Origin of the sequence: Prevotellamassilia timonensis (genome assembly GCF_900106785.1) — a bacterium.
GTDB lineage: Bacteria > Bacteroidota > Bacteroidia > Bacteroidales > Bacteroidaceae > Alloprevotella > Alloprevotella timonensis.
Genome location: NZ_LT629844.1, coordinates 705,425 through 718,949 on the forward strand (window position 1 = coordinate 705,425; position 13,525 = coordinate 718,949).

The following is a 13,525-nucleotide window of genomic DNA, read 5'->3' on the forward strand; positions in this document are numbered from 1 at the left end:
ATACACTACTCTTTTATAATTTCCACTTTATACGGAATGTCATACCCTAACTGATTGATACCTATCAGCACCTTGTGTATGGCATATCCATTGCGGTTGCCAATTACGCCCTCTATGGTGTGTCGCGATGGCACTGGTGTGGGCATACGGTCGTATATACATACCCCATCGCCGTCGGGTTGCAACGTCAATGTCTGCCAACCGGCAAACACCCAACCGTCGGCTGCATCGACACCTGGTTTGAGTTCTACACCATCGCTTATGCGCACTACATAGGGTATGAGATGAAACTCGCCGTAACTCTTAAATCTTACGGTAAGCATCTCGTCGTTCTGCTCAACAGTAGGCAGCACGCCAATGGGGGTAAACTGCTCTACCTTGAATCTTACACGATAGTCGTTTAGCTTTATTGGTATCTCAAGATAGTCGTTACGCGATATTGTGTTCCAGTTTGACAATGCACCACGATGGTTCATTGTGGCATGGTCGGTCTTAACGCTCACTACAAAGTAGTTTGGCATTTGAGCTATCGACTCATTGACGTAGAAACTTATTATCGTTGGTGTCGTAGTATTGGCCTTTACCACCACTTCAGGGTCGAGATTTATAGTAAACATCTCTTTCGCTGCCGAAGCATTGATATGTGGTTCAACAGCTGTGCCATTGTCCTTGCCAGGCAGCAGATACAGATTGTTAGCCTCGTTCTTGGTAATATCTGTAAGCGCCACTTTCTTTAGCGTGATGTCGTTTGGTGTGTCGTTGGTTATCTTCAGCTTCACCTTAGCCACCATTCTTATCACTTCGAGATCTACATCAGAAGTATTCTTCTTTATCTCTATGGTCTGCTTGTTGCTCATAGGTATGCCGCCAGGAAAGTCGGCTGCCGTAAGCACATTGCCATTTACGGTATATAGCTTATTGTCGAAGTCGGCAGGGAGCGGCGTATTAGATGTAGAATAGTCTATATTCGGGTCGAGCCCCACAGCCTCAGGTTTGATATTTGCGAAAGAATAGAATGTAGTCTTGCCTGGCTCAATCTTTGCCGTAAGCGTGCCCACCCAGCTCTTCTCCTCAGCATAATCCTCACTAACAAGCAGGTGCTTGATGATGCCATGCTGTACAACGATGGTGAAGCAGTTGTTCATCATCTCGCCTTTTTCTGCATTGGCGTCGGTCCATTCCAGCGAACCGCTACTACGTGATGCAGTGCTTCCTGTCGGGGTTGAAATATTTATGCGCACAGTTACAGGCTCGCTATCAATTGTCGGCTCGGTAGTAGGGTCTGACGAGCAACAACATAGAGCAAGTGATGCAATGAGTGAGACTATCAAAAGCGATATTTTCTTCATATATATTATGTCACTTTTAGTGGTACTGTATGATTTACCTGTTAACCCGTTAACTTGTAAACTTGTTTACTAATTCCGCCAACGCGTTTACATTATTATTTCTTCGTCGTATTCTCGCTTGTTCCATCTTCTTACGTGCAGGTTTACGATGAGCTTTCCGCCCTCCTTGTAAACCATGAATGTATAGAAGTGGTTGCGCTGTATATCGTACGGCGTGCCTGTAGGTTCTCCGGCAGTGTCGTAGTTGCGAAAATACAGGGTATATGTACCTTCGTGTTTGCCGTTTCTGTTCAGGTTTATTGTTATAGTAGCAGGTGTGGCACCACTACTGGTATTGTCGTATTCTGGTATGTATGTTGCTCTCTCCTCCACCAAGTCAATACTTGCCTCCCTGCTGTCAAACACATGCAGCGAATTGTTGAAGCGTATATCCTGCGTTCTGTTAGCCAGCTTATAGTTGTTGGGCAGACAATAGCCTTTGGTATTATAGTTGTTGATGTGCATGCTGCCTATAGAGTAGCCGTACGACGGCATATCCGAGCGCATACCAACTCTCACCTTGGCCATAGCTCTTAGCAAATATATTGGCTCTGTCATATCTGTTTGTGTGCCGAGGGTTAGTGCAGGCAGCGAAGCCACCCCCCACATTGGTATATATTTTCGTGTGCCCGTATCAAGGTTGTATGTCAAGTCGGATAGTGAAATGGTGCTATGTTTTGAAACGTTGCAGTTAGCCACAATCATTATCTTCTTAGCCTTGGCAATATTGTCTTTAGCATTCTTCCACACTCCGGTTATGGCATATTTATTGCCCGAAGGGTCGCTCATAGGTACAACCTTTATCGTCTTCACATCTCCGATGATGTTGCCCCCTTTGTCGCAGATGGCTATATACAAGTCGTCGGGGTTAATCATATTTTCCTTTTCAATGCCGGGCAGCGGATGATCGTAGTTGTCCCAGCCCTCGTTGGCGGCACGAGTTGTCCTGACATCTGCCACCGCCAGCGTAAAGGCTACACGCACATCGTCCATACCGATAGCGTCTTCTGCGTTGCTATCTGAACAAGCTGCCATTGCCATGCATAGCATTATGCCGACAACCGCTATAAGGGTAATATGTTTAATATGATATAGCATCAAGTATTACACTGTTATTTATTGAAGCTTCGGATTTAACAAGGGCGGGCTGAAAGCCCAATGGAGCACATAGCCCAGGGCAAGCGAAGCGACACCCTGGGGCTTCCGCATAGTAGAGTCTCCGCGCCCTGAAAGGGCAAAAGCATTAACCCTTTATGTTGTCATTCTTACTTGACAGCTGATATAGCGGTCTTTAAGTGGAACATCGTATGTATATTTTTTCAACAGCTGCGCCATGTCTTAAAGCTTTTGCCCTTACAGGGCGCGACTGCTCCGACACGCGATACCCAGGGTGCCGCTTCGCTTGCCCTGGGCTAAGTGCTGTTGGCCTTTCAGGCCGTACCCGCCTAAATTCGAAACTTGAGTTATTTCTCTTTCTCTACATTTCAGTATTTTGCAACACCACTCGCCAAGAGTTTATGTATATATTGGCGTTTAGCCAATTCAAGCGGTCGTCTACAAAGAAGATGAAGTTATAGTCGTCCTGCCGGTCTAAGTATTCTTGGTCAGTCATTGCCTTGTTGTAGTTTCCTTTCACAAGCAATGCATAGTCTATGAGAGGTATGTTGAACACCATTTTCCCGTTGTTCGTATTATAAACCTTAAGTTGTGGGTGTTTTGTAGCAAACAGTCTGTTTACGGTCATCTCAGCCACTACTGCCGACACCTGTGTTCCGTTCTCGTTCGCAGCTCTGACGCTACCGTCGTATTGCGCCCATGGGCGATAAGTTATCGAGTCGTCCATTACAGGTGTGTTGTCGTAGGCAAGCCAACCGTTATCGTCGTCTATCTTGAAGTCAAAGTCGCTGGCTTTTAGTCTCTTGCCAGATGTGTTCTGTATCACCACTTTGACGTTGTTAGTATTCTTAGTTAGTGGCACCGTTATGGTTTTTGTTCCATAGTCTTCCATACGCATGTCTACATTTTTAGAGTATCCGTGGTATAGGGCTGTCAGGTCGTGCTGTATATCTCTGGTCGTTCTATTGATCTTACAATCGAGTTTAGCGATGTCGTTTGTTGCATCGCCGCTTGTTGTGTATATGTATGAGTTTGGCTGTCGTTCTTCGCCTTCAGCCCATACATGAAGGGTGTATATGCCTGGTTTGATATCGAGTTTCATATAGCCTCCAGCGGCAGCTATATCGCTCACTTCCTCAGTCTTATTGAATACCAGGTCGCCATTGGGATTATAGGCATGCAGGGTCACCGTCTTCACTGGTGAGTTGAAGATGTCTATAAAATCCATGTTCATATCGTAGCAGAACCTTACTCTCAAGTCTTTTTTACATCCGTCCATGTCATCGTGCATCATAGAGCAAGAAGATATGGCTAATGACGATATAAGAGCGAGTGTTATCTTGCTTGTTGTGTTCAAGATAGACCTTAAGTATCTCATATAAGTAGAATGTAATGTATGTACTATTGTTTTCTTTGATACCTTATGTTATAGTTGGTACGACACTGAGCCGTACCAACTATGTGTATAGAGATATATTATGCTTACGCGTTGGCGGAATTAGTAAACAAGTTGACAAGTTAACGGGTAAGTTTGCCAAGCTTTTTAAGCTTCTTACCATTATGACGTAGTGTATTGCATACTTACTTGTCAACTCGTTAACCTGTTAACCTGTCAACCCGTTAACCTGAAATTCCGCCAACGGGTAATGCTTAGTTACCAAGACTTGCGTTTTGGTTTACCACACGCCACTGCAGTACCTGAACGCGTGCTGCAAGGTAGGTGTCTTGGTATGTAGGCACAGCAGGTTTAACCACCTTGCTGGGGTCGTATACAGGTGTGCCAAAGCCTTTGATACCTGACAAAGTAATCTTGTAGAAGTGGTTGCGCACAATACCATATTCGGCAAGTTTGCCATTACTTCCAAGGTGCTTGATAGGAACATAGTAGTAAGCTCTACCATCCTTTCTGACTTCAGCCTTATCTGCCTCAATGGCTGCCAATACTGTAGCCTTTGGTACTTCTGAGAAAGTAGGAGTGGTGCCTGTAGTTGTCTTGGTGTAATACTTAGTACCAGTAGCGCCGTCTGCCAATGTCGGAGTTACGAGATATTGTTGCGTAGTAGCATCAGGATCCTTAAAGTCGATGTCATCTTTTGAAAGCTGAGTATAAGTTGTGGCATCAGTACTTGTGTAATACTGCGAGAATGTCAATGCCACCTGCCTCTTAAGATTGTCAATTCCAAGAATAGACACACCATTATATCTACAAATTTCGGCATTATGCCAGTTGTTGTCAGCATCTTTATATTTAAGAGTGGCTGCAACTGCCAACTTTGTCAGGTCATTGTTATTCAAATCAGTGACTTTACTTTCAGGCGTGTTAGGCAATGTGTACAATACGTCCCGCATCTTGGCATTCAATTGGTTAAACGTAGGATTAACAGGCGGATTGGCGCCCAAGCCTGCATCAAATCCAACTGATTTTTCCCAGAAACAACGGTGATAGTCGGATGTTGTCCAAGGAGTAAAACCTAAAGTTCCATCGGCCCATGTCTTATTTACCTGCTTTTCTATCTCAGCCTTGCCATTCTCACTTGCCAGGCCCCAGCCTTCGATAACAGCATAAACATCATAATCGCCGGATTTTCCAACAGCAGTTTTTGTACCATATTTGTCGGCTTCCCAGTTCGTACCATTGCCAAGCTCAAAGGCGTTATTGTCAACATCGGCAGTAACCTTAGCCACAACACGCTCTACATAGAGGTCTACAGGTTTTGCCTTGGCAGTTTCTGCCGAAGTTGTTACATGACCTGCAACAAGCGATGCACAAACATCTTCACCTGCATTAACATATACAGAGTTGCTCATTACAAACTCAGACACAGCACCGTTATCCGCATCCTTTTTGTAGAAATTGCGACCTACTGCAGAATAACGAAGTTCGCTCAATCTCATTACATCACCACCTTCTTCATTTTGGAGTGTTGTAGCCTCAACAGTTTCTGGATTAACAATAGCCACAATAGCAGCAGGAGCCGCAGACTGAATACCATTGATTACGAGCACGGTTTGCGTAATCTTTTCTATCTGTGATGGTGTGCCTGAAGTTGGGGTGTCGTCAGCAGGAGAAGCCTCAAGCCAGTTTTTGTCTCCGCCACCATCTATACCCGTCTTAATAAGATATGGCGAACCATCACCGTTGAAGAAGTAGAAACGCACCTTTTTGATAGCGCTTTCCCCCGCAGTTCCGTTCTCATAGTCAGTAGTACGTGTTGTAGGAGTAGCTCCCACATTCACAATGTTCACAGCGAGATACTGCGGATCACTACCAGGTTTTGTGCCGCTACCAATCTCTTCTTTGTCTGAAGCACATGCGGACATCATCAATGCCACACATGCAAAAGGGAATAATTTAGAAATCTTCATAACAGGAAATTAAGTTGTTATTAATAATGTTGCTATTTACTTAAGTAGGTGTTCAAAATTATTTTTACATTGAAAGTGCATTATCGGGGTGCAGATGTTTCCTTCGGGCGAGAGAGCATAGCGGGCTATGTGACCGAGGCCGAAGGGAACAGATGTACCTCGAGAATGTGCTTTCAATGTGAAAATGGCACCTACTGATTGTATAAAATAATTTTGAACGCCTACTTAATAATCTCTTCATATATTTTCCGTGCCGCCTCTGCCTCAGGGCTGTTGCCAGCCTTGTCGAGATATGGCTTGGCACTCTCTGCGTCGCCAGCATTCAAACGCGTGCAAGCAGCATTAAGGTTGGCAGTAGGGTCGTTAGGAAACATGCGCACCGCAATTTCCATCACCTCGTTAAACTCCTTCGAGCCAGGCTCGTAGGTTTGTGCCACCATAAACATCTCGTTTTGCGATAGCAGCTGCGGACGAGTTGTTATCAGTTTCTTTGCCTCTTCCACATTGAATGGTCGAATCTTGTATTTTATGTGATAGTCAGAGCGGCGCAATGCAGGATAGCATGTTGCATGCAAAAACTTGTATTCCTCGGTATATTCAGCCTTTATCCGTGCCTCGCGTTCGTCTTCCTTCAGTGATGTGTCGTTGGCAATGCTGAGTATCTGCAGCTTGTGCTCCATGTTGCTTCCGGCAATATATTTGCACAGCCCCTCCCAGTCTTCGGCGGTATGCGACACTGTGAATATCTCTTTGTCGAGTTTCACCATGCGCTGCACATATTCCGTCAGCGTTTTCGCACGTGCTTGCGCCAAATAGTTGTTGCTCTCGTATCTTCCTTCAGGTGATGCAAAGCCATGAATATTGATGCCCACCACGGTGATATTATTGTCAGCCTTCAGCGCCTCGATGGTTCTCACTATGCTGTCCAGCTGTTCGGGGTTTCTGCGATATTGTGGATTCAGCTCTGTGCGGTTCACGGGGAAATCGATGTATGCCGTTTTGCTCAGCTCCTGAATTTTCTCTGCCACCACCTCTGGACGCACATACATTGCCGTAGGTCGTCGATATTCAGCCAGCTCATAGTGCTTGTTGCCAATGTTGTCGCCACACCCGCAAAGGTCTTCGCTTATGCTCACCCTGTAGTCGCCCAACCTTTTGTCGTAGCTCACCGATTGCAGATATTCTATCTGCTGCGGCTTGCCGTTTTCTCTCCTCACCACATACGCCTCGTCGTTTTTCGCCTTTCGCTTGTTGCGTTGCTGCATGATGTGCTGTCGTTTGCCGTTTATCACCATCTTTGGCATCACCACCTCGCCATCGCTGGTAGCTATGGTTGGCGTGAACACAAACTGGTTGTTGGCACCCATCTTCAGTTTGTCCAGGTTCACAGTCATGGCAAGAGTCACCTTTTTGCCCATGCTCTTAACCCTCACATTCTCTATCGTTATGCTTTCGTTGGCTATATGCACACGCTTGCAGCCTTGCCCATAGCATGGAGCTGCGGCAAGGGTAAGTAGCGGCAATATGAATAGAATGTTGTGTTTCATATCTTTGCTCTTATATATATACTTAGGAAAAGATAGGGGGGAGTATTCTCCGTATTAGTCTACTGAAGTTTCGGATTTAATAAGGGCGGGCTGAATCCGAAACTTGAGTTAGTTTATCACATATATCAATGATATAGCGGCTTTGGTAGGGCCAAAATAGTTCTTGTGGCTACTCTCTAATTTCTTGCCACAAGTTCCGCATTTCATCTCGTCATATTTGATATAATCATATCCCACGCCCAGCGAAGCTTCAAGGTTCAAATGGCGAGATATTGGCCATTGGTAGCCACACGAAATGCCACCGCCTGCATACCAACCCTCGTAGCGATGGCTCTTCAGGTTAGGTAGCAAACCCAATGGCAAGTCTACACCTCCCAAGTTAAATTCGCCACCCATCACATGGGGGCCAACAAACCAACCATTGAAACTCTGGCAAAACCAATGTCTGTACTCAGCCATTGTACTCCAATGTCTGAGCTTAGAGTGGTCGCCACCAGATTGCTCCCATGGATTCAGTCCATAAAACAGTTGTGCGGTATGCTTGTTGTTCAACGATAATTCTACACCGATATTTGGCGTGGTGGTTGCCCAATAAAGCGCGTTAGTTTTTATAGCTACAGTTTGAGCATATAGTAGGGTATTCGTCAATGACAAGAATACACATAGTAATAGTTTCGTAATTCTCATAAGATATCTGTTTTATACAGCAGCTGTGTTCTGCTTTATATCAGTTCTACTTAAAGTTTGGGCTTTTCCCCGTTTTTTTGAGGGTGGGGTATTTAGCTCTTTCTCTAATTTCTTGAGTTCTTACTGAGTGTTTTTTGCGGTTCTTTGTTATTATGCCTTTGGGCATGTGTTCGAAATGTCATATATTTTGGTGCAAATATAACACTTTTTATTGGGGGGGTAATTTGCTTTATAAAATTTTTTCTTAATACCGCCATTTTATTCACCGCTCTATATAATAGAGACAAGTTGCACTCTGGAACATTCAAGTATGCTTGACGCGTTGGCAGAATTAGTAAACAAGTTGACAAGTTAACAAGTTGACGGGTTAACAGGTAAGTTTGCCAAACTTGAAGGCACGCCGGCGGCAAACATCAGGCCAGACGTGCAGAAACTTCATACGAGGCATATACTTTCATCGGTAAATTGTCTGCACTCTGCACTTTTTGTCTGCACTGCGCTGATTATCAGTGTGTTACGAAGTGTAGACAACCTTGCTTTCTGTCTGCACGCTGTCTACACTTATCTACACGCTGCCTACACTTATCTACACTCGTCTACACTTGTCTGCACTCGTCAGCACGTCCCCTCATTACACCTGTCAGCACCTAACTGCACGATGGTCATGCCACCTGCACAATTCGGCATAGGGGGAGCGATTTTTTGATTAGAGCGACCGAAAAAACTACTTCCCTTTATTGTTCTAACCGCCTTCTCACGGGCATTGCGTCATGCTGCTGTGACAGAAGTGCAGAGGAAGAATTAGTGTGCAGACGGCGTGCAGACAAGTGTAGACAGTGTAGATAAAAAACGAAGTTGTCTACACTCCGTAACACGCTGATAATCAACGCAGTGCAGGCAAATAGTGTAGAGTGCAGACAAATTGTGCACTTAAAAGAATAAGTAGGTATTCAAAATTATTGCAGTCCGGTAAAACGTAAACTTGCGAACGGATTCAAGCATCAAACGCTATCTCTAAACGCTATCTCTAAACGCTATCTCTAAACGCAAGCTCTAAACGCAAGCTCTAATGGGGGCGACGCGTCTCGCGTCGGGGATAGAGATAGAGGAGGAAAATACGAACTCTGCTAAATAATAGCTGCATATTTCTCCGACGCGAGACGCGTCGCTCTAAGTTTGCAGCAGTTAAGCGGCGCAGCCGCTAACCTGTAAACATTGTTAAATAAGACTTTGTAGTTAGAAGCTTTTTCTATTACTTTTGTCGTAGTAAAGTAAAGGAATAGCTGGTTGGGAGGAAAAATACACCGTCGCCAGTCCGTAGAGACTATTGGGGGCATTAAGACCCCTCCCAACCAAGCTGCAAAGACTAAATAGAATGCTCATAAAAATAGTTAGAGTGGCAGTCATCACAGCTTTCGCTACCTTTAAAAAACCATACAAAGATATGAAAAAGTTCATTATTGGAATCGATTTTTCCAAAGAAACAGTAGATGCTAGTATCGTACAGAAAGAACAACCAGAAACTCTCATTGCGTACAAGAAGTTTAGAAACAACCTGAAAGGAGTTGATGGACTGATTGCTTGGGCCAAGTCAAAGGTTGCACAAGACGGAGAAATCATCTTCTGTGGTGAAAACACTGGTACATATAGCACACTCTTCAGTGATGAATTGACAGATCGTGGCTTTATCATATGGATTGAGCATAGCATGAATATCGTACGTGGCATGGGTGATGTAAGAGGGAAAGACGACAAGACAGACTCTCTGCGTATTGCCTCTTACGCTGCACGTTTCTATGATAAGATGAAACCTTACGTACGTCCCAAGGACGAAACGCGTGTACTTAAGACACTCCTTGCTAAGCGAGATAGACTCAAATCCTTCTTAAAAGCGGAAATTACTAACACAAAGGAGAATCCTTTAATGCTGCAGGACTCCAACATAGCAAGTAGCATAAACGAGTTTTTCAAACGCCTAGAAGAATCCTTACGGAAAGAACTCAAGGAACTTGAGCGAATGATTCTCGATGTTGTCATGAGCTGCTCTGAATACGCAAAAAACTTCAATATCCTGACTTCCATGAAAGGTATCGGTTTGATTAATGCAGTCGCGCTCATAGTCTATACAGACAACTTCACCAAGTTCAACTTTAACCACCGCAAGATTGCTACATATTGGGGGGTTGTTCCCTTTAAGAACGAATCTGGTACTTCCGTCAGGAGAGGTACACATGTAAGCCCCAAATGCAACTCTTGGCTGAAAGCGCTTTTGACCGAAGCCACGCTTTGTGCAATTAGGTATAACTCACGCATAAAAGCTTATCATGATAGGCTTATGGCACGAGGGAAAGCGATCGGTATAGTACTTAACAATTGCAAGAACAAAATGCTCAAGATTCTTGTTGCAATGGTACGTGACTCCAAAATCTATTCAGATATGGACGTATCAAAGGATCCTCATACGACCACAACTACTAGCTCAATAGTTGTATGCTAACATCGGTATCCAACAGATCCTTTAACAAAAAAACTTGCCAAAAATTTGGTCAATAACATAGAATGCCCCCATTAGAGTTAGCGTTTGGAGTTAGCGTTTAGAGTTAGCGTTTAGAGGTAGCGCTTGGTAGTAGCTTTCGTTTAGAGGCAGCTTTTTTTGCAGCACGTTTCAGTCAACTTGCAATTCCACCCAAAATGATTTAGCAAAAAAGTCAATTGTGAACGCCTTGCCTGTAAGGGCAAAAGCATTCGATCGATATAAAATCAGGGCTGAATTCCTCGGTTGGAATTCAGCCCTTAAAGTTTTTTGAAAGATGTTCGGTAACTATGAACAAAGGTACACACATTACCGGACAGCAATAATTTTATTCAAGGTAAGTGTAGCCATACAGGCCAGAGCGGTAGTTGGAGATGAACTCCTTGCCCTCCTCGGTGGTTATCTTGCCCTCCTTGACGGCCTTGCTGACCCATGTTTCGAGACGGCGCACAAGGCGCTTGGGGTCGTATTGCACATACTCGAGCACATCGGCCACGGTTTCACCATCAATGGTCTTGTCGATGCTGTAACCATCTTCGTCGACGGTGACGTGCACGGCGTTGGTGTCGCCAAAGAGGTTGTGCATGTTGCCCAAAATCTCTTGGTAGGCTCCTACAAGGAACACGCCAATGTAGTAGTGCTCGCCCTCGCGGAAGGCATGCAACGGCAGGTAGGACGTTTGTTGGTTGTAGTTGACGTAGGCCGATATTTTGCCGTCAGAGTCGCAGGTGATGTCCTGTAGTGTGGCTGACACGGTGGGACGCTCGTTGAGGCGCTCAATGGGCATGATGGGGAACAGTTGGTCGATGCCCCACGAGTCGGGCAGTGACTGGAAGAGCGAAAAGTTGCAGAAGTATTTGTCGGCCATCATCTTGTCGAGTGTGCGCAGTTCGTCGGGCACATGCTTTTGGTGGTGGGCCAGTTCGCTGATTTCGCGTGTGATGCTCCAGTACAGACTTTCGATCTGTGCACGCGTTTTGAGGTCGATGATGCCGTGGCGGAAGAGGTCGAGCGCCTCGTCGCGAATGTCCTGCGCATCGTGCCAGTCCTCAAGCATGGAGCGGGGCGAGAGTTTGTCCCATATCTCGGTAAGGTCGTGTACAAGCTGGTGGTCCTGTTCGGTGGGGTGGAAATCCTCGCTCATGTGGGGCATGCTCACGCTCTCCATTACGTCGACAATGAGCACAGAGTGGTGTGCGGTGAGCGAGCGTCCGCCCTCGGTGATGAGGTTGGGGTGGGGTATGTTGTTTTTGTTGGCCGCATCGACAAATGTGTAGACGCAGTCGTTGACATACTCCTGAATGGAATAGTTAACCGAACTTTCGGAGTTGCTTGAGCGTGTGCCATCGTAGTCAACGCCAAGTCCGCCGCCACAGTCGACAAACTCGATGTTGAAGCCCATGGCGTGCAGCTGCACATAGAATTGGGCAGCCTCGCGCAGGGCTGTGGAGATGCGGCGAATTTTGGTTATTTGTGAGCCGATGTGGAAGTGTATGAGCTTGAGGCAGTCGTGCATGCCCATTTCGTCGAGCATGCGCAAGGCGTCGAGCAGTTCGGAAGAGTTAAGGCCGAACTTTGAGGCGTCGCCGCCGCTCTCTTGCCATTTGCCGGTGCCGCTGGCTGCTAACTTGATGCGTATGCCGAGGTTGGGGCGCACGCCAAGTTTTTCGGCTGTGCGGGCAATGGTGATGAGTTCGGGCAGCTTTTCAACTACCAGAAACACGCGTTTGCCCATTTTCTGACCGAGCAGGGCCAGTTCGATAAAGTTTTGGTCTTTGTGGCCGTTGCAGATGATAAGGCTGTCAGAGTCCATGTTGGTGGCGAGCACAGCGTGCAACTCGGGTTTGGAGCCGGCTTCAAGACCAAGGTTATATTTCTTGCCGTGGCTGATAATTTCTTCGACCACGGGGCGCATTTGGTTGACCTTGATGGGGTAGATTATAAAGTGTTCGGCTTTGTAGTCATACTCTTTGGCTGCCTGGTTGAAACAGTCAGAGGTCTTTTCGATACGGTTATCCAATATGTCGGGGAAACGCAGAAGTACGGGGGCTGTGATGTCGCGTGAGTTGAGTTCGTCAACTATCTCTTTGAGGTCGACGCGTACATCGTTTTTGCGTGGTGACACGTAGGCGTGGCCTTTTTCGTTGATACCGAAGTAGTTGACTCCCCAACCTTTGATGTTGTAGAGCTCCTCAGAATCTTCAATTCTCCATTTACGCATAGCGGGCAAGGTGATATTATATTAAGTAGGGATTTTAATATGTTGCGCAGGTGTTGTTTTTACACTGTGTCATGATAGGTGCACCTGCTTGTAGGTTTATTATTGTAGTGGGTTCGTGTGTCAGCGAGGGGCGTCAGCCAATGGCATTGGCAATGTCCTGTGTAACGAACTTGATTTTGTCGAAAGAGTCGAGCACGTTGACATCGACTATGTGGCGTGCCTTGCTGTAGAACGGTTCGCGTTGTGCCAACTGTTCTGTGACGAACTGTTGCAGTTGTTCGGGTGTTTTGTCCTTGAGCAGCGGACGCTCGCCCCGACTCATTGACAGGTGCTGCAAGATGGTTTCGGGCGAGGCTTTGAGGTAGAATACTTCGCCCACTTGGTTCATGTAGTCAATGTTGTCGAAGAAGCAGGGTGTACCCCCGCCGCACGAAAGCACGACATTTTCGAACTCTGCCACTTCGTGCAGCATGCGGCGCTCGAGGTCGCGGAAGTGTGCTTCGCCCTTTTCGGCAAATATTTGGCTCACCTTGGTGTGGTAGCGCTCCTCGATGTACCAGTCAAGGTCGTAGAAGGTGCGGTTCATCAGTTTGGCAAGGTCGCGTCCGATGGTGGTTTTCCCCACGCACATGTAGCCTACTAAAATGATGCTTTTGTTCATGACAGT

The 13,525-nt window shown here is 46.0% G+C and carries 9 protein-coding genes; 1 reads left to right on the forward strand and 8 read right to left on the reverse strand.

Features of this window, described 5'->3' with window-relative positions; all coding sequences use genetic code 11:
* Positions 1-5: 5 nt before the first annotated feature.
* The 6 genes from BQ5453_RS08520 to BQ5453_RS08545 all read right to left on the reverse strand — a co-directional run bounded on the left by BQ5453_RS08520 (position 6) and on the right by BQ5453_RS08545 (position 8,104).
* The gene (locus tag BQ5453_RS08520; protein WP_071122866.1) at positions 6-1,349 is read right to left on the reverse strand and encodes a hypothetical protein; all 1,344 of its coding nucleotides are present in this window, start codon (positions 1,347-1,349) and stop codon (positions 6-8) included.
* A gap of 87 nt (positions 1,350-1,436) precedes the next feature.
* Positions 1,437-2,423 carry a DUF4906 domain-containing protein gene (locus tag BQ5453_RS08525; RefSeq protein WP_071122867.1) on the reverse strand — a complete coding sequence of 329 codons (987 nt, stop codon included), beginning with the start codon at positions 2,421-2,423 and terminating at the stop codon, positions 1,437-1,439.
* Between the two features lie 442 nt (positions 2,424-2,865).
* Positions 2,866-3,783, reverse strand: coding sequence for a FimB/Mfa2 family fimbrial subunit (locus tag BQ5453_RS08530; protein WP_161942410.1), 918 nt, complete (start codon positions 3,781-3,783; stop codon positions 2,866-2,868).
* A gap of 371 nt (positions 3,784-4,154) precedes the next feature.
* Positions 4,155-5,870, reverse strand: coding sequence for an Mfa1 family fimbria major subunit (locus tag BQ5453_RS08535; protein WP_083361171.1), 1,716 nt, complete (start codon positions 5,868-5,870; stop codon positions 4,155-4,157).
* 221 nt (positions 5,871-6,091) lie between these two features.
* Entirely contained in the window at positions 6,092-7,417 is a 1,326-nt protein-coding gene (locus BQ5453_RS08540; RefSeq protein WP_071122870.1) for a DUF3868 domain-containing protein, read from the reverse strand.
* A 108-nt stretch (positions 7,418-7,525) separates the two neighbouring features.
* The gene (locus tag BQ5453_RS08545) at positions 7,526-8,104 is read right to left on the reverse strand and encodes a DUF3575 domain-containing protein (RefSeq protein WP_071122871.1); all 579 of its coding nucleotides are present in this window, start codon (positions 8,102-8,104) and stop codon (positions 7,526-7,528) included.
* Between the two features lie 1,444 nt (positions 8,105-9,548).
* On the opposite strand from BQ5453_RS08545, the gene BQ5453_RS08550 reads away from it, so the two are divergent.
* Positions 9,549-10,601 (forward strand): IS110 family RNA-guided transposase, encoded by a 1,053-nt coding sequence (locus BQ5453_RS08550; protein WP_161942409.1) that lies wholly within the window; start codon positions 9,549-9,551, stop codon positions 10,599-10,601.
* A gap of 364 nt (positions 10,602-10,965) precedes the next feature.
* Here BQ5453_RS08550 and speA read toward each other — a convergent pair whose 3' ends face one another.
* On the reverse strand, positions 10,966-12,858 hold the full coding sequence (gene speA, locus BQ5453_RS08555) for a biosynthetic arginine decarboxylase (RefSeq protein WP_071122872.1): 1,893 nt from the start codon (positions 12,856-12,858) through the stop codon (positions 10,966-10,968).
* Positions 12,859-12,991: 133 nt separating this feature from the next.
* Positions 12,992-13,519 (reverse strand): shikimate kinase, encoded by a 528-nt coding sequence (locus BQ5453_RS08560; protein WP_071122873.1) that lies wholly within the window; start codon positions 13,517-13,519, stop codon positions 12,992-12,994.
* Positions 13,520-13,525: the final 6 nt, after the last annotated feature.